15 protein-coding genes are annotated in these 18,400 nt (G+C 66.1%); 8 read left to right on the top strand and 7 right to left on the bottom strand.

The window, feature by feature from the left end:
* Positions 1 to 23 precede the first annotated feature (23 nt).
* The 3 genes from AC25MA_RS14285 to AC25MA_RS14275 all read left to right on the top strand — a co-directional run bounded on the left by AC25MA_RS14285 (position 24) and on the right by AC25MA_RS14275 (position 1,886).
* The gene (locus AC25MA_RS14285) at positions 24 to 992 is read left to right on the top strand and encodes a polyprenyl synthetase family protein (RefSeq protein ID WP_028691177.1); all 969 of its coding nucleotides are present in this window, start codon (positions 24 to 26) and stop codon (positions 990 to 992) included.
* A 155-nt stretch (positions 993 to 1,147) separates the two neighbouring features.
* On the top strand, positions 1,148 to 1,489 hold the full coding sequence (locus AC25MA_RS14280; RefSeq protein ID WP_028691178.1) for a zinc ribbon domain-containing protein YjdM: 342 nt from the start codon (positions 1,148 to 1,150) through the stop codon (positions 1,487 to 1,489).
* A gap of 151 nt (positions 1,490 to 1,640) precedes the next feature.
* Positions 1,641 to 1,886: a PA4570 family protein gene (locus AC25MA_RS14275; protein WP_028691179.1), complete on the top strand. Its 246-nt coding sequence runs from the start codon at positions 1,641 to 1,643 to the stop codon at positions 1,884 to 1,886.
* Positions 1,887 to 1,962: 76 nt separating this feature from the next.
* On the opposite strand, the gene bamJ is transcribed toward AC25MA_RS14275, so the two are convergent.
* The 5 genes from bamJ to AC25MA_RS14250 form a co-directional block, all read right to left on the bottom strand.
* A complete protein-coding gene (bamJ, locus tag AC25MA_RS14270) occupies positions 1,963 to 2,580 on the bottom strand; it encodes a BamJ family beta-barrel-assembly machinery protein (RefSeq protein WP_028691180.1) in 618 nt (205 codons plus the stop codon).
* An 85-nt stretch (positions 2,581 to 2,665) separates the two neighbouring features.
* Positions 2,666 to 2,971, bottom strand: a complete 306-nt coding sequence (locus AC25MA_RS14265; RefSeq protein WP_028691181.1) for a DUF6482 family protein — start codon at positions 2,969 to 2,971, stop codon at positions 2,666 to 2,668.
* Positions 2,972 to 3,136: 165 nt separating this feature from the next.
* On the bottom strand, positions 3,137 to 3,625 hold the full coding sequence (locus AC25MA_RS14260; protein ID WP_023631146.1) for a TIGR00645 family protein: 489 nt from the start codon (positions 3,623 to 3,625) through the stop codon (positions 3,137 to 3,139).
* Between the two features lie 243 nt (positions 3,626 to 3,868).
* On the bottom strand, positions 3,869 to 4,207 hold the full coding sequence (locus tag AC25MA_RS14255; RefSeq protein ID WP_023631147.1) for a PA4575 family protein: 339 nt from the start codon (positions 4,205 to 4,207) through the stop codon (positions 3,869 to 3,871).
* A gap of 163 nt (positions 4,208 to 4,370) precedes the next feature.
* Positions 4,371 to 6,809: a Lon protease family protein gene (locus AC25MA_RS14250; RefSeq protein WP_028691182.1), complete on the bottom strand. Its 2,439-nt coding sequence runs from the start codon at positions 6,807 to 6,809 to the stop codon at positions 4,371 to 4,373.
* A gap of 254 nt (positions 6,810 to 7,063) precedes the next feature.
* Between AC25MA_RS14250 and AC25MA_RS14245 the strand changes: the two genes are divergently transcribed.
* The 4 genes from AC25MA_RS14245 to AC25MA_RS14230 all read left to right on the top strand — a co-directional run bounded on the left by AC25MA_RS14245 (position 7,064) and on the right by AC25MA_RS14230 (position 10,520).
* Positions 7,064 to 7,552, top strand: coding sequence for a DUF3015 domain-containing protein (locus AC25MA_RS14245; protein WP_028691183.1), 489 nt, complete (start codon positions 7,064 to 7,066; stop codon positions 7,550 to 7,552).
* Between the two features lie 78 nt (positions 7,553 to 7,630).
* Positions 7,631 to 9,484, top strand: a complete 1,854-nt coding sequence (locus AC25MA_RS14240) for an Lnb N-terminal periplasmic domain-containing protein (protein ID WP_028691184.1) — start codon at positions 7,631 to 7,633, stop codon at positions 9,482 to 9,484.
* Positions 9,485 to 9,596: 112 nt separating this feature from the next.
* Positions 9,597 to 9,953, top strand: coding sequence for a hypothetical protein (locus tag AC25MA_RS14235; RefSeq protein WP_028691185.1), 357 nt, complete (start codon positions 9,597 to 9,599; stop codon positions 9,951 to 9,953).
* Between the two features lie 69 nt (positions 9,954 to 10,022).
* Complete coding sequence (locus AC25MA_RS14230) at positions 10,023 to 10,520, top strand: GreA/GreB family elongation factor (RefSeq protein ID WP_207851204.1); 498 nt, start codon at positions 10,023 to 10,025, stop codon at positions 10,518 to 10,520.
* 40 nt (positions 10,521 to 10,560) lie between these two features.
* Here the strand turns inward: AC25MA_RS14230 and pbpC are convergent, their stop codons facing one another.
* Positions 10,561 to 12,909 carry a peptidoglycan glycosyltransferase PbpC gene (gene pbpC, locus AC25MA_RS14225; protein ID WP_486972131.1) on the bottom strand — a complete coding sequence of 783 codons (2,349 nt, stop codon included), beginning with the start codon at positions 12,907 to 12,909 and terminating at the stop codon, positions 10,561 to 10,563.
* Positions 12,910 to 12,977: 68 nt separating this feature from the next.
* Here pbpC and AC25MA_RS14220 point away from each other — a divergent pair, with 68 nt between their 5' ends.
* Positions 12,978 to 13,271: a hypothetical protein gene (locus AC25MA_RS14220; protein WP_028691188.1), complete on the top strand. Its 294-nt coding sequence runs from the start codon at positions 12,978 to 12,980 to the stop codon at positions 13,269 to 13,271.
* 111 nt (positions 13,272 to 13,382) lie between these two features.
* Here AC25MA_RS14220 and AC25MA_RS14215 read toward each other — a convergent pair whose 3' ends face one another.
* Positions 13,383 to 18,287 (bottom strand): alpha-2-macroglobulin family protein, encoded by a 4,905-nt coding sequence (locus tag AC25MA_RS14215; RefSeq protein WP_486972130.1) that lies wholly within the window; start codon positions 18,285 to 18,287, stop codon positions 13,383 to 13,385.
* Positions 18,288 to 18,400 lie beyond the last annotated feature (113 nt).

Here is an 18,400-nt window from a genome sequence, read left to right as displayed (position 1 = left end):
GCGCAACCTCAATGGAGCAGCCGATGCAACCCCAATCCTTCTACCGCGCGGTAGCTGACGATTTCAGCGCCGTCGACGAGATCATCAAGAAGCAGCTGACCTCGCGCGTCCCGCTGGTATCGAAGATCGGTGACTATATCACGTCCGCCGGCGGCAAGCGCCTGCGTCCCCTGCTGGTGCTGCTGTGCGGCAAGGCCCTGGGCCGCGAGGGCGACGACCTGCGTCTGCTGGCGGCGACCATCGAGTTCCTGCACACCGCCACCCTGCTGCACGACGACGTGGTCGACATGTCCGGCATGCGCCGTGGCCGCTCCACCGCCAACGCCCTGTGGGGCAACGCGCCGAGCGTGCTGGTGGGCGACTTCCTCTATTCGCGTTCGTTCGAGATGATGGTCGAGCTGGGCTCGATGCCGGTCATGCAGATCCTGTCCAAGGCCACCCGGGTGATCGCCGAGGGCGAGGTACTGCAGCTGTCGCGGGTGCGCGACGCCAGCACCACCGAAGAGGTGTACATGGACGTCATCCGCGGCAAGACCGCCATGCTGTTCGAGGCCTCGACCCACAGCGCCGCCGCGCTGGCCGGCGCCACCGACGAGCAGCGCGAAGCCCTGCGCACCTTTGGCGACCACTTGGGCGTGGCTTTCCAGCTGGTCGACGACCTGCTGGACTACAAGGGCGACTCCGAGACCCTGGGCAAGAACGTCGGTGACGACCTGGCCGAAGGCAAGCCGACCCTGCCGCTGATCTACACCATGCGCGAAGGCACCCAAGAGCAGGCCGCGCTGGTGCGCCAGGCGATCCAGAAAGGCGGCCTGGAAGACCTGGAGCAGATCCGCATCGCCGTCGAGGCGTCCGGTGCCCTGGACTACACCGCGCAGATGGCCCGCGACTACGTCGCCCGCGCCATCGCCTGCCTGGAAGTGCTGCCGGCCAGCGAGTACCGGGATGCCCTGGTCGAGTTGAGCGAGTTCGCGGTCGCGCGCACCCACTGATTCATCGCAACACCCTCATCGCGGGGCAAGCCCGCTCCCACGCCAGCACACATCATGGCGTGGGAGCGGGCTTGCCCCGCGATGCGTTTGTGCAGGAAATCACTAAACCCTATACAATGTGCGCCTTTACTCGCCTGTACTTGAAAGGAAAAGCCGTGAGCACTCTGCCACCCTGCCCCCAATGCAACTCCGAATACACCTATGAGGATGGCACTCAACTGATCTGCCCCGAATGCGCCCACGAGTGGTCGGCCAGCGGCGAAGCCGAAGCCGCCAGCGACGACGTGGTGAAGAAGGATTCGGTCGGCAACGTCCTGCAGGACGGCGACACTGTCACCGTGATCAAGGACCTCAAGGTCAAGGGGTCGTCCCTGGTGGTCAAGGTCGGCACCAAGGTCAAGAACATCCGCCTGTGCGACGGCGACCACGACATCGACTGCAAGATCGACGGCATCGGCGCGATGAAGCTCAAGTCCGAGTTCGTGCGCAAGGTCTGATCGCCTGCCCCTCGGGGCTGCCCAACGGGCGGCCCTGACAGATCCTGCAACAGGATCGCCTTCACCATTCGGAAGAATTCTTCCAATAGTCACTTGCTATTTTGATAATAAGAATTATTCTCATTGGAAACGCTATCCAAGGAGAATAGCCATGACCTATCTGATCGACGCCTGGCTCGACCGCCCCCACCCCTACCTGCGCATCCTGCATCGCGAGACCGGCGAAGTGTGCGCCGTGCTCGAGGAAGACGCGCTCGACGAACTGCGTGACCAGGGTGACCTGGACCTCACGGGGCTGAATTCGAGTGAACCCGGGGTGCTCAAGGAGCTGGTAAGAAATCTGTTTCTGTTCTGCTATGCGCGGGCGTTGCGCCCGGGGGGAACGGATTGGAACTGAAAGGCATCGCGGGGCAAGCCCGCTCCCACGAGGTAGCAGAGCACCAGTGGGAGCGGGCTTGCCCCGCGATCAGGCATTACAGAACGTCGAGCAGCTCGACGTCGAACACCAGGGTGCTGTGCGGCGGGATGCTGCCGACGCCCTGGGCGCCATAGGCCAGCTCGCTCGGCACGTACAGGCGCCATTTGCTGCCGGCGTTCATCAGTTGCAGGGCCTCGGTCCAGCCGGCGATCACGCCACCGACCGGGAATTCGGCCGGCTGGCCGCGATCGTAGGAGCTGTCGAACACGGTGCCGTCGATCAGGGTGCCGTGGTAGTGGGTGCGCACGTTGTCTTCGCGGGACGGCTTGGCGCCCTCACCTGCGGTCAGCACTTCGTACTGCAGGCCCGAGGCCAGGGTCACGATGCCTTCACGCTTGGCGTTTTCAGCCAGGAATTCCTTGCCGGCGGCAGCGGCGGCTTCGGCCTTGGCAGCGGCTTCGGCCTGCATCACTTCGCGGATGACCTTGAAAGCGGCCGACAGGTCTTGTTCGCTGACGCGGCTGTCGGCGCCGTTGAAGGCGTCGGTCAGGCCGGCAACGATGGCGTTCAGGTTGACGCCTGGTGGCGGGTTGTCACGCAGCTGGCCGCCCAGCTGGCGGCCGATGCCGTAGCTGACGCGGGATTCGTCGGTGGACAGGTTGAGTTCGGACATTGGCTTGCTCCGCTTAAGGGCGCACTGCATCCGCGCCCTAATGAAAAGGGCGAGCAGCCTAGCACACTGGTGCCGCGCGAAGCAGCTACCAGGCCGAACGCTGGGAAATCGGGACCTTGAGGTCTTCTTCCGGGTGCAGGCCCAGGCCACACATCTCATCCTGCACGGACCAGTGCACCAGGTTCATCGACAACAGGGGAATCGATTGCAGGAGCAAGCGGGCGTCCTCGACCGAGTGCACGCGCAAGCGCTTGCCACGCGTATCGTCCAGCGGATGGGCACGGCCCTTGACCCGGGCCTCGAGCAGGTAATCACCGCCTTCGATGGCGATCAGGTTGAGTTCGTCGACATGGCCAGCCCTGGCCTCGGTATTGAGCTGATGCAGGTTCATGGGCGCACCTCGCTGCGGGAACCAGGCATGAGTGCTCATTTTTTGTACGGCAACGGCGAAAGCACAAGCTGCCGCTGGTCAGAAAGATCGCGGGGCAAGCCCGCTCCCACGCAACCTTAAGGCCTGCGTGGGAGCGGGCTTGCCCCGCGATAGCGCCCAAACGAATCAGTGTTTGGTAATGCGATCCAGGTAACCCATGACGAATGCCGAGATGACGAAGGTCATGTGGATGATCACGTACCACATCAGGTAGTCGGTGGAGATGTTCTGCGCATCCATGAACACCCGCAGCAAGTGAATCGAGGAGATGGCGACGATGGACGCGGCGACCTTCATCTTCAGCGACGAGGAATCCATCTTGCCCAGCCAGTTGAGCTTTTCCTTGCTCTCGTCGATATCCAGTTGCGAGACGAAGTTCTCGTAGCCGGAGATCATCACCATCACCAGCAGGCCGCCGACCAGCGACATGTCGATCAGCGACAGGATCACCAGGATCAGGTCGGCCTCGGCGAGGGTGAAGACGTTGGGCAGGACATGGATGATTTCCTGGAAGAACTTCAGGGCCAGTGCCAGCAGGCCCAGCGAGAGGCCGAAGTAGATTGGGGCGAGCAGCCAGCGCGAGGCATACATCGCGTTTTCGAGGATACGTTCCATGGACAGTAGGGGGACTCGTGAAGTGACTGGAAAAGCGATCGCGAGTATAGCCAGCCACCTGTGACAGCAAAAGCCTGCGGCTGGTTGCCGCAGTGCATCGTGCGAGCAGACTTTGTGGAGGCGACTTCGTGGGAGCGGGCTTGCCCCGCGATGGCGCCAGCCGCCCTGTCACAATGGCCAGGCCGGGCCTTTATCGCGGGGCAAGCCCGCTCCCACGGGAACCTGGTTCCACAGGAAAAACGCTCAGGTTTCCGGATGGAACTGATAGTCCCCAAGATTGCGGCACCGCTCACCGTTGATTCGGCGCAACTGCGCCTGCAGGTGCAGGCACCAGATCTGCGGGTCTTCCGCGACCTGATAGCCATGAAGGGTGAGGCTGTCGACGATGGCGTTCATCACCGACTCGGCCACCATCGGCCCGTGGAACGGGCCCTGGGCCTTGATCGCCGAGGGTTGTTCACCGGCCATGCCGGCGGCGAACAGCAAGGTCCACATGCCGTTGTCCCCGGCCAGCGGACGGATGCTGCATTCGATGCGGGTCACCAGGCCCAGGCACTGGCGGGTGAGGCTGAGGTTGCGCATGGCGGCGTCCCCTCTGTAAAGCCCTGTTCAGCCTGAAACCCTCAGGCTGTTTCCATCCTGAACCCTGACAACGTCCTTAAGTTCCACTTTAGCCGACCTGAGGAAAAGGTTGGAAAACCGGCGCTGAACGGTAGCACATGGCCGCCAGCGCCGATTTTTTGACTCAGGCAGGCTTGGCCTGGGCGATAACCTCCTCCATACGCTCCTTCTCGGCCTCCTTGATCTCTTCCTCGCTGATCATCTCGGCGATCACCCGCAGGCGCTCGACCACCCGGGCGTTGACGCTGCCCTCGGCAAACTCGCCCTTGTCGTCGACCGCGCCGGCTTCCTCGCCGACCAGCAGGCTCAGCGCCTCGTCGGCCTGGCTGACGGCGTAGACATGGAAGCGCCCGGCCTCGACCGCCTGCACTACCCGCTCGTCGAGCATCAACGTGGCGACGTTGGCCCGCGGGATGATCACGCCCTGCTCGCCGGTCAGGCCACGGGCCTCGCAGAGGCGGAAGAAGCCTTCGATCTTCTCGTTGACCCCGCCGACCGCCTGCACCTCGCCGAACTGGTTGATCGAGCCGGTGATGGCGAAGCACTGCTTGAGCGGGGTGCGCGACAGCGCCGAGATCAACGTGCAGGCCTCGCCCAGCGAGGCGCTGTCGCCGTCGACGTAGCCGTAGGACTGCTCCAGGGCGATGCTCGCCGAAATCGCCAGGGGGAACTCCTGGGCATAGCGGCTGCCCAGGTAGCCGGTGAGGATCATCACCCCCTTGGAGTGGATCGGCTGCCCGAGGTTGACCTCGCGCTCGATGTCGACGATGCCGCTGCCACCCGGATAGACCGTGGCGGAAATCCGCGCGGGCATGCCGAACGCCGAATCACCGACCTCGAGCACGGTCAGGCCGTTGCACTTGCCGATTGCCGCGCCTTCGGTATCGATCAGGATGATCCCGGCGAGCATGTCGTCGAGCACCCGCTGCGAGACCCGCCCGGTGCGCTGGGCCTTGGCCTTGAGCGCCCGCTCGATATGGCCGGCGTCGGTCATGGCCTCGTTGGCCAGCTGGCGGATGAAGTCCGCCTCGCTGACCAGCTGGAACAGGTCGCCGATCCGCGCCGACAGCCGCGACTGGTTCTCGGCCAGGCGCGCACTGTAGGTGGCCAGGCGCGCCACCGCGTCGCTGGTCAGCGGCGCCATGCCCTCTTCGTTGGTGCGGGTGCGCAACAGCTGGGCAAACTGCTCCAGGTTCTCGTCGACCATTGGCATGTCTTCGTCGAAGTCCACCAGCACCCGGAACATCTCCTGGAAGTCCGGGTCGTGGTCCTGCAGCGCGTAGTACAGCTGGCGCGAGCCGATGATCACCAGCTTGACGCTGAGCGGGATCACCTGCGGCGTCAGGCTGACGGTGGCGACGCGGCCCAGTTCGCCCAGCGGCGACTCCATCTTCAGCTTGCGTGATTGCAGGGCGCGCTTGAGGGCGTCCCAGACGAACGGCTCGCCGAGCATCTTCTCCGCTTCCAGGATCAGGAAACCGCCGTTGGCGCGGTGCAGCGCGCCCGCGCGCAGCTGGCGGTAGGAGGTGTACAGCGCGCCCTGGTCGGTGCTGTATTCGATGCGGCCGAACAGGTTGTCGTAGGTCGGATGCGGCTCGAACACCACCGGCGCCCCGCCCTTGCCGGGATGGCCAACCACCAGGTTGGGCGCGTACTGCTCTTCGAGCATCTTGCGCGCCACGGCGTCGGTCTTGCTGTCGTCGACCAGCTGTTCGACCACGGTGCGCAGCAGGTTCAACTGCATCGATTGCAAGTAGGCGCACACCGCGGCGTTTTCCGCGTATTTCTCCGACAGCGGCGCCAGCAGCGGCTGCAGGGCGAGGGTGATGGTCTCTTCATTGAGCTGGCGCAACTGGTTGCTCGACTCGCGCTTCCACTGCGGCAGGCTGGACAGTTCCTCGTTCAGCCGGTCCTCGAGCGCGGCGATGTCTTCATGGAAGCGCTCGCGCACCTCCTCCGGCAGTTGGGCAAACTCGGCCTCGTCCAGCGCCTTGCCGTCGGCCATGGGGGTGAAGGCGACGTTGCTGCTGTCGCGGTACAGCGCCACGTCCTTTTCCAGCGAAGCCCGCTCGATCACGTCCAGCGCCCGGTCGTAGCGCTGGTTGAAGGCGCGGTCGATGGCGCTCTTCTTCTGCTGGTACGACGGGTGTTCGAACACTGCCGGGAAGGTAGCCAGCAGGTTGTCGATCAGCCCGTTCATGTCGTTGATGAACTCATGGGCGCTGCCGGACGGCAGCTCGAGGGCGCGCGGCTCGCGGGAGTCCTCGAAGTTGTTGACGTACAGCCAGTCGGCCGGGGTGTGCTGGCGCTTGCCTTCGGCCTTGAGGTAACGCTTGACGAACGAGAAGCGGCCCGTGCCGGGCTCGCCCATCACATACACGTTGTAACCGGGGCGCGGCATGGCCACGCCGAACTGCAGGGCCTCGACGGCACGCTCCTGGCCCAGGACGCCACGAAACGGCTCCAGGTCGTCGGTGTTGGAGAAAGCGAACTGTTCAGCGGAGAAACGCCGGGTCAGGGCTTCGGGCGCGAGACGCAGGCGCGAGGCGACAGGATCGGGCATTGGGTTTCCTTACTTCGGCGGGGCGGATGAAAGGCATTCTGGCGCTGCCAGCGCGCAGCGGCAAGGCTCCGTGGGACTTTATGTCACAGCCCAACATGACCGATCACGCAAGCAATTTTTCGCAATAAACAACGCAACCTTTGGATCGTGCCTAAACTCCAAGCTGCGCAGGGGGATGGAAATCCTCCCGCCCTGGCAACCGCGTTGCCAGAACCCTGACCATTGGTATGTCACTTGAGAAAGAGAACAACGCTATGAAACGGATTCTTCTGGGTACTCTGTTCGCCGCTGTCTCGATCAACGCCATGGCCGAAGCGCCGGGCGGCCCGAACTGCGGCTGGGGCAACTTGCTGTTCGAGGGCCAGCGCGGCACACCGGCCCACTTCCTGGCCTCCACCACCAACGGCACGTCCGGCAACGCAACCTTCGGCATGACCTCGGGCACCAACGGCTGCTCGACCAAGGCCGCGCTCACCTATGGCGGCAAATCCTGGTTTGCCATGAACGGCATGATGAACGAGCTCTCCGAAGACATGGCCCAGGGCCAGGGCGAAGCCCTGACCACCTACGCCGTGGTCCTCGGTGTGGCCCCTGAAGACCGCGCGCGCTTCGCCGCCGTCACCCACGAGCACTTCCAGCAGATCTTCAGCAGCGCCGACGTGACTGCCGAAACTGTCCACTCCAACACCCTGGCCGTGCTCAAGAGCGACCCACAACTGGCCAAGTACGCCACCGAGGCTTAAGTACCACGCCTCCCGCCCCGGCAGCGGGGCGGGCTTGGCGCTTCACCTTCCGGCATCATCAGGATGTAGTTGCCCGACATGTTCAAACGCCTCGCTCCCCTGGCGCTGCTCGTCAGCGCACCGATTCATGCCGCGCCACAGCTCGACCCGGCCCGCGTCCAGCAGTTGGCGGCCACGCCCTACTGGATCGCCCTCGGGCACTACGAAACCGCCAAGCTCGGCGGCTGGCGCAGCTATGTGGACGACAAACGCTTTTTCCTCGCCGAGGATGGCGCCCACCATCCCGACCAGGAGCTGCAGGCCACCGTCGCCGCCCTGTACGCCCCAGCCAGCCTGGGCGACAAGCATGCCCAATGCGTGTTCCCCGCGCGTACCCGCTGGCTGCGCGAACAGCTGAACCTCAGTGACCTGCCGAGCCCGGACTGCCAGGAGTTCAAGACCTGGTACACATCCATCGACCCGCACAGCGCGACGCTGATCTTCCCGGCGGCCTATCTCAATAGCCCGTCGTCGATGTTCGGCCACACGCTGCTGCGTATCGACCAGTCCAACACCCGTCGCGACGACACCACGCTGCTGAGCTACGCGATCAACTTCGGCGCCTATATCGAAGGCAGCGACAACAGCATCCTCTACGCCTGGAAAGGCCTGATGGGCGGTTATCCCGGGCTGTTCGCGATGATGCCCTACCAGGAGAAGCTGTCCGAGTACCGCAGCCTGGAAAACCGCGACCTTTGGGAATACCAGTTGGACCTGACGCCCGAGGAGACCGGACGCATGGTCGAGCACGTGTGGGAGCTCAAGCAGATCAAGTTCGACTACTTCTTCTTCGACGAGAACTGCTCCTACCGCCTGCTGGAACTGCTGCAGGTGGCGCGCCCGAGCCTGGACCTGACCTCGCAGTTCCCGCTGACCGCCATTCCCACCGACACGGTCAAGGCGGTCAAGCAATCGGGGTTGGTCTCCGATGTGCGCTACCGTCCCTCCCGCGAGCGCGAACTGCTGGCCCGCGCCGAGCCGCTGGACCATGAGGAAAAACAGCAGGTGCTGGCCATCAGCGCCGATACCGCTCAGTTGCAGAGCCCCGACTTCACCGCCCTGCCCCGCGAACGCCAGGCGCTGGTGCAGGATGCCGCCTATCGCCTGGAGCGCTACCGGGCCAACGGCCAGGAACGCGACCCGGCCCAGGCCGCGCGCAGTTTCGAGCTGCTCAGGGCGATCAACCGCAACCCGCCGCCACCGCTGGTGATCGAGCGCCCAGGCCTGCCCGAGGACGGCCATCAGTCGCGCACCTGGCAACTGGGCGTCGGGACCCGCGAGGACCGCGCTTACGCCGAGTACGGCCTGCGCATGGCTTATCACGACCTCAACGACAACCTGTATGGCTTCCCGCTGGGCGCGCAGATCGAGATCCTTCAGCTCAAATTGCGCCAGTACGAGGGCAACGACTGGCAGGTGCAGCGCCTGGACCTGGCCACCATCCGCTCACTGACCCCGCGCAATGAGTTGCTCAAGCCCTGGTCGTGGCAGGTTGCCGGGGGCCTGGAGCGGGTGCCTGGCAAGCACGACGACGAGGTGCTGGTCAGCCACGTCAACGGCGGCGCCGGCGGAACCTGGCAGTTAAGCGACGACCTGCTTGGCTTCGCCCTGGGCACGGTGCGGGTCGAGCACCACAACGACTTCGCCGAGTTCATCTCGCCGGCAGCCGGGTTCAATGGCGGGCTGCTGTGGCGCAATCCGCTGGGCAACCTGACGCTGGAAGCCAAGGGTGATTACTTCACCAATGGCGAGGTACGCCGCAGCGTGAGCCTGAACCAGCAGTGGGAGATCAGCCGGGACCTTGGGCTGCGGTTGAGCGCCTCCCGGCAGTTCAGCCATCTGGCCACGGCGCAGAACGAGGTGATGCTGGAGCTGAAGTGGTACCAATACTGATCAATGTGGCCTTCCTCGTGGGAGCGCGTCGCGATCCTTCGACAGCGTTTTGACATCGCGCCGACAATTCACCACCTAGACTTTCCACCATTACGCTAAAGGTCTTGTGGATATGTCGCGGTATTGGTTGGGCGTGTGTGTCGTATTGCTGCTGGCCGGTTGTGAAACCACCCACGAACAGATGGTCAACCAGGGCTATCCCCCCGCCTACGCCGACGGCTTCCAGGACGGCTGCAGCAGCGGTCGCCAAGCCGCCGGGCTGATGGCCGGCGACTTTCGCAAGGATGTCCCGCGCTACCTGCACAACCGCCAGTACGAAAGCGGCTGGGACGATGGCTTTCGCCAGTGCCACGCGATGCAGTCCAACGAAGACCTGCGCGAGTACCGCGAGCGCTACTGGGACGAGCGCGACCGCGACTGGCAGCAGGAAAAGGACCAGGGCGCCGCCCGCGCCTATCGCCGCAAATGACGTCGCAATCGGACAATCATTGAAACCCGCGACCTGCCACCATGGTCTCCAGCACAAAGGAGGCCGCCCATGAGCCGAGCATTCGTCAACGAAGACCAGGCCGCCGCCCAGGCCAGCCAGCCGGTGGAGCGACGGGTCAGCGACCAGCCCAACTACGTCACTGCCACCGGCCTCGCCCAGTTGCAGCAGCGGCTGGCCATGCTCACTGCGCTGCGCAGCGAACTGCAGGCCCAGGGCGAGCGCGCCGACCGGCAGCGGCTGGCTGATACCGAGCGCGACCTGCGCTACTTCAGCGCCCGCGTGCAGAGTGCGCAGGTGGTACCGAGCGCCACGTCCACCGAAAAAGTTCAGATCGGCAGCCGAGTGCGGTTCGTCGATGAGGACAACCAGGAGCATCAGGTGCAACTGGTGGGCGAGGACCAGGCCGACGCGGTACACGGGCTGGTCAACTGGGGCTCGCCGCTGGGACGGGCGCTGCTGGGCGCCGGACCTGGGGATGAGGTGCTGTGGCGCAGGCCGGCGGGGGATCAGATGATCGAGGTGGTGGCCATTCTGGGGGAGGTCTGAAACCCTCGATTGGCGTTGCGGCCCTTTCGCCCCAGCAGGATTACTCGCTGACCTGAAACGCCACCCGCGCCGTCTCGCCACTTTCATCCAACGCACTCAACTCGATGCTGCCCGCCTGTTCGAAACGCACCGGCAAGCTGTCCTGCCCCTGGGTTTCGCCCAGCGGCTGACCATTAAGGAACCACCAGCGCCGCCCCGCGCCGCCCAGGGCCGACACCCGCAGTTGCAACGGCTCGTGACTGGTGGCCGGGCGGCGCAGGTTGTCGCCGGCGCGCACGCCGACGATCGACAGCGGCGGCGCGCTGACCACCTGCTGTGGCGGGCAGGCCGGGTCCACCGCGGGCAACCGCGCGGCGCGGCGCTCGGCCCTTGGCAGCCAGGGTTCCAGCGGGGCCGGCCACAAGGCGACGTCGTGGGCCTTGGCCCCGGGGCAAGCGGCATCGACGCGCAGTCCCTGGTCGTTGAGCCACACCGTCTCGCGCAAGCCCAGACCCAGGGGCTGGTCGGCCGCCAGCAAGGTCGGCGGGGTGGTGCCGTCCAGGGTCCAGGCAAAGCGCTGGCGGCGGCAGTTGGTGTCCTGGCGGTTCATCGGCTGGCCCAGGGGCCAACAGATGGCCGCCACGCCTACCGAGGCGGGCACAGGCTCGACCGGCACCTCGATGCCGCGCTGGCTGTCGCGATTGCTCAGCAGGTCGTGCACCTGCAGCATCAGCGGCGCCGCCGAGGCCAGGCCGAACTGGCCCGGCACCGGGGTGCCATCGGGACGGCCGATCCATACGCCGATCAAGTAGCGCGGACCGACCCCCACCGACCAGGCATCGCGAAAGCCGTAGCTGGTGCCAGTCTTCCAGGCCAGTTGCGGACGCTGCACCAGTTCGGCATGAGGGTCGCGGTCCGGCCGGGCCAGGCCGCTGAGGATACGCCGGGTGATCCAGGCCGAGCCCGGCGACAACAGGCGGCGCTCCACCAGCGGGTCCTGGGGCTGCAGGCGAATCTTCGCGCTGTTGCCGCCACGGCCGAGCGCGGCGTAGCCACCGACCAGATCCTCCAGCCGGCTGCCCGCGCCACCCAGAATCAACGACAGGTTCGGCTCGGCCAGCGGTGGCAGCACCAGCGGCATGCCGCCCATGCGCATCTGCGCGGCGAAACGTTTCGGCCCGTAGGCCTCGAGCAGTTGCACCGCCGGCAGGTTGAGCGACAGCGCCAGCGCCGAGCTGGCCGACACCGGGCCGCTGAAGCCCATGGAGAAGTTGCCGGGGCGGTAGTCGCCATAGCGCCGGGGCACATCCTGCAGCAACGATTCGGAATGGATCAGGCCGTCGTCCATGGCCATGGCATAGAGGAATGGCTTGAGGGTCGAGCCGGGCGAGCGCAGGGCGTGGATCATGTCCACATGGCCGAAGCGACGCTCGTCGCCCAGGTCGATGGAACCGAGATAGGCGCGCACCGCCATGCTCTGGGTTTCCACCACCAGCAGCGCCGCCGAGGTGCGCTCGGGCAGGCGCGCGCGCCAGCCCATCAGCAGGTCTTCGAGGCGTCGTTGCAGGGCGGCGTCGATAGTGGTGCGGATCAGCGGCGGGCTGTCCGGCGTGTTCAGCCGCCGGGCCAGCAAGGGCGCCAGTGCCGGTTCCTGGCGCGGCGCCAGCAGCAGCGGCTCTTCGCGGGCCTCATCGATGCGTTGGGCCGGCCACACCTGGTACTCGGCCAGGCGTTGTAGCACCTTGTCCCGGGCGCGCTGGGCACGCTCGGGATGACGGTCCGGACGCAGGCGGCTCGGCGCCTGGGGCAGCACGGCGAGCAGCGCGGCCTCGGCCGGTGTCAGGTGTTTCGGCGACTTGCCCAGGTAGGCCCAGCTGGCCGCGGCCACGCCCTGCAAGGTACCGCCGAACGGCGCCCGATTGAGATAGAGCTGCAGGATCTCGGCCTTGGACAGGTGCCACTCCAGCTGCGCCGTGCGCCACAACTGGCGCAGCTTGCCGGCCAGGGTGCGGTCGTGCGGATCGAGCAGGCGCGCCACCTGCATCGACAGGGTGCTGCCGCCGGACACCACCCGCCCGCCGCGCAGGTTGAGCCAGGCCGCCCGGGCCAGGGCCATGGGGTTGACCCCGGGGTGGTGATAGAACCAGCGGTCCTCGTAGGCGAGCAAGGCTTCAAGGTACAGCGGCGAGACTTCGTCCGGGCTGACCGGGTAGCGCCACACGCCGTCAGCATCGGCGAAGCGCCACAGCGGCGTGCCGTCCTCGGCCAGCACCACCCGCGCCAGGTCGTCGCCCGGCATGGGCAACGGCCAGACGCGGTCGGCCAGCCACAGCAGGGCCATGACCACCAGCACGGAGGCGGCGACACGCCGCAGCAGCTTGAGCAGACCTGGGCGCGCTAAGCTTGGCATCGGGAACCGACCGGGCCAGGTGATGGCCAAAGGCTGGGAATCGCCGATTCGTTGATCAGGAAGCGACTATGCATGTAGAAGGTTTTTTCGAGTGGCTGGGCCAGGTACTGGGTTCGGTGATCCGTTTCATCGTCGACGGCCTGAGCGGGTTGTTCAACCTGCTGGCCAACGCCGGCGGCAATTTCATCGATGGCCTGGCGCGCACGCTGGGCATGGACACCTCGCTGGTCAGCATCCTGGCGCTGATCGTCGGCCTGATGCTGCTGTACTCGGCGATACGCGCGTTCATGCGGGCGTCGATCATCCTCGGGATCATCTGGGCATTGCTGGGGTTGTGGGTGTTGAGTTGGGTCGTTCACTGAACCTCGTGGGAGCGGGCTTGCCCCGCGATGGCGTCCGTACGGTCGGCATTGCTGCCTGACCTGACTCTATCGCGGGGCAAGCCCGCTCCCACGAGTCGCTTCCTGCGTTGCCTAGCGGGCGCGTACCACCATTTCACCCTGGCTGTCGCCGATCGCCTGCAGGTTCGGCCGGTACATCGACTCCACCTGCGGCGGCGGGATGCGGTAGCTGCCCGGGGTCACGGCACGTGCCAGGTACAGCAGGTGGGTGGTGCCGTAGCTGTCGAGCTTGAGCGCAGCCACGTAGCGGTCGTCACGGTACTCCTGGTGCACCACGCTGGCATTCTGCATCGACTCGCGCCACTGCTTCACCGCGCTGCTGGCGTTGTCCAGGCTGGCGGCGCTCTGCGCCAGGTTCTGGTTCTCCAGCTCCAGGCCCGCCGGCAGCAGGTCGACCACCAGGGCATCCGGCACCTGATCCTGCGCCTTGAGCGCCAGGTGCACCAGCACCAGGTCACCGCTGCGCAGGTTGCGTACATCCAGCGCCTGGCCGTTCATGCCCAGGTACTCGCGGCGGATCTCCATGCCGTTGCCGCTGGCGGCCGGGGCCTGGCGCGGGTAGCCGGACAGGGTCAGCTGCTGGTACAGGGTGTCGCCGCCCTGGTTCTGCACGGTCAACGGCGAGGCCAGCAGCGGGCCTTCGAGTTTCATGCCCGAGTCGTTGTTGTCGAACTCGCGCACTTCACCGGCGCTGTCCAGGCGAGCTTTCCAGTTGCCTTCCGGTTTGCCCAGCAGGCCACGGCCGGCGAGGAACAGCGCGTTGCGCTCCTGGGTGGACAGCCAGCGATTGGCGGCCAGCTCGTCGGACAGGCCGAACAGACGCTGGTCGACCTGGTTGCCGGCGAGGTTGTTCTCCTGCAGCAGGGCGAGGATCAGCGCCTGGTCACGCAGGGCACTGCCGTAGTCGGCCATCCAGCCTTTGCTGCGAGTCACGGCCAGGCCTGCCTGCAATGCCTGCTGCGAACGCTGCTTGTCGCCCATCTTGTCCAGCGCCACCGCCAGTTGCACCAGCGGCAGGCCGGAGCGGGCGTCGGCGCGGCGTTCAAACAGGCTGCGCAGGGCGCCCAGCGGCGCCTGTTGGCTCCGCGCCAGCACCAGGCCAGCGTAGGCCTGCACGGCGAACCGGGTGTGGTCGGCGTTCTGGCTGTAGTCGACTTCGATCAGGTTGCGCTCCTGCACATACCGCAGCAGGCGCTCGCTGGCCTTCTTCAGCACTTCGGCGGGTACACCGTAGCCTTGCTCACGGGCGCGCAGCAGGAAGTCGGTGACGTAGGCGGTCAGCCAGTACTCCTCCTCGCTGTCCGAGCTCCATAGGCCGAAGCTGCCGTTGTAGCGCTGCATGCCCAGCAGGTGCTCGATGCCCATCTCGATCTTGCGCTTGCGCACATCGGCCGGCTCGCCCTTGATGCCCAGGCGCTTGAGGCTGTCGGCATCGGCGTACAGCGACGGGTACAAGCCACTGGTGGTCTGCTCCAGGCAGCCGTAGGGGTAAGCTTCCAGGGCGCGGATCTGCTCGCCCAGGTTGAGCGGCGGGCGGCTCGACAGTGCAAGGCTGGCCTCGAGGCCCGCCGGTTCGAACTCGGCCAGGTCGCTCTCCGGCAGGCTCCAGGGCTGGTCCTTGAGGGCCACGCGGTAGTGCTTGAGCATCGCCGGGTAGGCCGGGCGCACACCGAGGGTCCACTCGCGCTCGAAGGTGTTGGCCGGCTCGCCCGGCAGCTGCAGGCCATTGACCTGCACCCGCACCTTGCCCTGCCCCAGGCCGCCCTGGGCCTGCACTGGGATCATCAGGGTGGTGCGCTGGCCTTCGGCCAGGGTGAAATTCTGCTGGGCACCACCGACCAGGCTCAGCTGGCCTTCGGCGATCAGTTGCACGCTCAGTTGCTGGTCGCGGCCGGACAGGTTGGCCAGGTCCAGCGCCAGCCGGGTGCGGTCACCACCGGCGAGGAAACGCGGCGCGGACAGCTCGGCGATCAGCGGCGCGGCGACCACGGTCTTGCCTTCGGCCATGCCGAAGTGTTCCTCGGTCCAGGCCTGGGCCATCAAGCGCAGTTCACCGTTGAAGTCGGGGATATCGACGGTGGCCTGGCCTTCGCCTTTCTCGTCGAGGGTCACTGGCAAGCTTTGCTGGGCAACGATGGTCACTGTGGTGTTCGGCCGCTTGCCGCCCTTGGCCATGGCGGCGTCACCACCGAAGGCGAGGCTGGCCAGGCGGCCCTGGCCGGCCTCGATCAGCTGGCCGTAGATGTCCAGCTGGTCGGCGCCATAGGCCTTGCGGCCGAACAGGCTGGCGAACGGGTCGGGGGTCTTGAAGTCGGTGATGTTGAGGATGCCCACATCCACGGCTGACAGCAGCACATGCACCTGCTTCGGCACGCTGCCGTCGGCGTTGACCGCCTTGAACTTCACGGTCAGCGGTTGCTTGGGTCGCATTTTCTCCGGCGCCTGCAGCGACACGGCCAGCTTGCGCTCGGCGCGGTCCAGCGGCAGGTGCAGCACACCCACGGCGCGTTTCGGCGTGGCATTGGCCTTGCGCTCGCCCGGGCGGATCACCAGGGCGCTGATGTACAGGTCGTGGCGCGCCCACTTCTTGTCCAGCTCGACGTCGAAGGTCTTGCCCTCGGCGGGCACGTCGATTTCCTGCCACCACAGCGGGCCGTCGGCGGATTCGATCATCAGGTAGCCGCTGCCGGCGGCCGGCGGGGTGACGGTGACCTTGGCGGTACCGCCGTCCTTGTAGGCCGGCTTGTCCAGGGCGATCTTGACCTGGTCGGGGCGCACCGCGCCGCCTTCGGCGTTGTCCTGGGCACGGTAGCCGGCCCAGAAGCGCGCGCTGGAGACCAGGCCGGTCTGCGGATCTTCCACCTCGACGCGGTACGGGCCCCACTCCACCTGGAAATTCAGCTTGGCGGTGGAGCCGGCCTTCACGCTGACGGTCTCCTCGGCCTGGGTGAGGAATTTCTCGTTGTAGTTGTAGCTCCAGCCGTCGCTCTGCGAGTAGTTCCAGTAGTAGTCGCGGCGCTCGCGGATCAGGCGCACCTTCAGGTTGTCGGCGGCCAGCTTCTTGCCTTCGCGGTCGGCCACCAGGAACTCGAATTCCACCGGGCCGTCACCGTCGGTCTCTTCGCCGTCGAACAGGCCGCGCAGGCCCGGCAGGCGGTCGGCGGGCCAGATCGGCTGCTCCAGGCGCCGGGTGATCGGCCGGCCGCCGGACTCCTGCAGGCTGGCCTGCACAGTCAGTTGCAGTGGCGAGCGGGCTTCGGCCCAGCGGCTTTCGATATCGATGCGGGCCTTGCCGTTCTGGTCGAGGGTGACTTCGTCCAGCTCCAGGTCCTGGTTCAGGTCGGTCTCGGTGACCGCGCCGAACTGGTAGCCCGGCAGCGCCTTCACCGCTTCGCGCAGCGGGCGCACGTAAGCCTGGCCGCTGAGGCGGTTGCCCGCGGCCGGCGCACCGTAGAGGTAACGGCCATTGACCTGGATGGTGGCAGTCTCATCCGGCGCCAGCGGCGTGCTGCTGCCCTTGAGCTCCAGCGCCAGGCGCTCGGGGAGGAAGTCCTCGACGAGGAATTCGTAGACCTGCTTGCGACCACCGCCCAGGTCCAGCAGCAGTTGCCAGCGGCCGGTCGGGGCCTCGGTGGCCAGTTGCAACTGGTACTGGAACAGGCCGTTCTTGTCGGCCTCCCAGACGAACTTGCGGCTGACCTGTTCGTCCGGACGGCGCACTTCCACATTCACCGGCTGGGCCTTGACCGGCTTGCCGTCCTGGTCACGCAGCAGGCCGTTGAGCAGCACAGTCTCGCCCGGGCGGTAGAGGTCGCGCGGACCGAAGATGAAGAACTGCAGCGGGTTGGCCTGGGGGCCGGTGATGTCGAACTCGGCCAGGTCCAGGGCCGCGGTGTTCAGGCGCAGGAGAGTGGTGTGCACGCCCTGGGTGGCGATCAGGGTGTCGGCCTTGGCGGTGATCGGCAGCTGGGCATGGCCGTCGCCGTCGGTCTTGGCCTGGGCCAGCAGCTTGCCCTTGTCGTCGTGCAGTTCGAGGGTGACGTCCTTGAGCGCCTTGCCACCTTCCAGTGCCTGGGCGAACACGTCCAGGCGGTCGCGGTAGCGGTGCGCGGAGACGCCGATGTCGCTCAGGGTGAACAGGGTCGCCGGCTGCGAATAGTCATAGGTGCCCGAGGCGCGCATCACCGCCAGGTACACGCCCGGCTCCTGCAGCGGCTTGATTCCGGCGATCGGCAGCAGCACGGTCTCGCGGGTGTTGCGCGCGGGGTTGAGGTCGAAGCGGCCGCTGTAGACCAGCTCGGCCATCTCCAGGGTTTCCTTGGACTGGTAGTAGTAGAGGCTGGAATTGCGGCCCCAGTTGACCAGGAAGCTGGAAAGCATGTCCGGCTTGATGCGGAAAAACTCGACATCGACCTTGTCGACGTTCAGGGCGATCACCGGCAGGCCTTCGGCCAGGCGCGTGGGCAGCAGCGAACCACGGCTGGCGAAGCCCACGGTGGGCTGCATGTCGCGGGTCTCGAAACGGCTGACCGATTCGGCTTCAAGCTGGTTGCCGTTGACCGAGAGCAGGCCCTTGTCGATGGTCAGGACCATCTTGCGCTGCGGCTCCAGGTGGCGCAGGCGCAGTTCCATCTGGTTGTCGGAGAGTTCCCAGGCACCGTCGACCTTGCCCTTTACGGTGTCGACCAGGTGCAGCTTGGCGGCAAAGTCCTGGTTGGCGTCCAGCGGCGCGGAAACGCTGACCGACAGGGTGCTGGCACCGTCGAGCTGGACTTCCGAGACGTCCAGCACAGTCAGCTCGCGGCCAGCGTAGCGCTTGGCGAGCAGCGCCGGGTCTTCGCGCTTGGCCGCCTTGGTTTCGGCGGGCGCAACGGCGGTGGCGGCATCGGCGGGGGCCGATGGCTTGTCCGACGTGGAAGAATCACAGGCACTGAGCAGGGCCAGCGCGCAGGCCAGCAACAATCCTTTGTTAAGCATTTGAGAGGGGACTCTTCGGCAGCGTGTACGTGAGGGAGGCAACTATAGCGCAACGCCGCAGGGCTTACCTGGCGATGCGCGGCAAGTGAGACCCTGTTCGCGCCGATTGGTTG

The organism is Pseudomonas sp. P65(2024) (genome assembly GCF_057480955.1).
This window is presented reverse-complemented; position numbering and strand designations above follow the sequence as displayed.

What these genes read in the sequence shown, in the direction of transcription:
- AC25MA_RS14230 (WP_207851204.1), top strand. Translation starts at nt 10,023, where the DNA reads ATGAGCCGAGCATTCGTCAACGAAGACCAGGCCGCCGCCCAGGCCAGC.
- AC25MA_RS14285 (WP_028691177.1), top strand. Translation starts at nt 24, where the DNA reads ATGCAACCCCAATCCTTCTACCGCGCGGTAGCTGACGATTTCAGCGCC.
- AC25MA_RS14250 (WP_028691182.1), bottom strand. Translation starts at nt 6,809, where the DNA reads ATGCCCGATCCTGTCGCCTCGCGCCTGCGTCTCGCGCCCGAAGCCCTG.
- AC25MA_RS14220 (WP_028691188.1), top strand. Translation starts at nt 12,978, where the DNA reads ATGCATGTAGAAGGTTTTTTCGAGTGGCTGGGCCAGGTACTGGGTTCG.
- AC25MA_RS14265 (WP_028691181.1), bottom strand. Translation starts at nt 2,971, where the DNA reads ATGAACCTGCATCAGCTCAATACCGAGGCCAGGGCTGGCCATGTCGAC.
- AC25MA_RS14245 (WP_028691183.1), top strand. Translation starts at nt 7,064, where the DNA reads ATGAAACGGATTCTTCTGGGTACTCTGTTCGCCGCTGTCTCGATCAAC.
- pbpC (WP_486972131.1), bottom strand. Translation starts at nt 12,909, where the DNA reads ATGCCAAGCTTAGCGCGCCCAGGTCTGCTCAAGCTGCTGCGGCGTGTC.
- AC25MA_RS14215 (WP_486972130.1), bottom strand. Translation starts at nt 18,287, where the DNA reads ATGCTTAACAAAGGATTGTTGCTGGCCTGCGCGCTGGCCCTGCTCAGT.
- AC25MA_RS14255 (WP_023631147.1), bottom strand. Translation starts at nt 4,207, where the DNA reads ATGCGCAACCTCAGCCTCACCCGCCAGTGCCTGGGCCTGGTGACCCGC.
- AC25MA_RS14240 (WP_028691184.1), top strand. Translation starts at nt 7,631, where the DNA reads ATGTTCAAACGCCTCGCTCCCCTGGCGCTGCTCGTCAGCGCACCGATT.
- AC25MA_RS14275 (WP_028691179.1), top strand. Translation starts at nt 1,641, where the DNA reads ATGACCTATCTGATCGACGCCTGGCTCGACCGCCCCCACCCCTACCTG.
- AC25MA_RS14235 (WP_028691185.1), top strand. Translation starts at nt 9,597, where the DNA reads ATGTCGCGGTATTGGTTGGGCGTGTGTGTCGTATTGCTGCTGGCCGGT.
- bamJ (WP_028691180.1), bottom strand. Translation starts at nt 2,580, where the DNA reads ATGTCCGAACTCAACCTGTCCACCGACGAATCCCGCGTCAGCTACGGC.
- AC25MA_RS14260 (WP_023631146.1), bottom strand. Translation starts at nt 3,625, where the DNA reads ATGGAACGTATCCTCGAAAACGCGATGTATGCCTCGCGCTGGCTGCTC.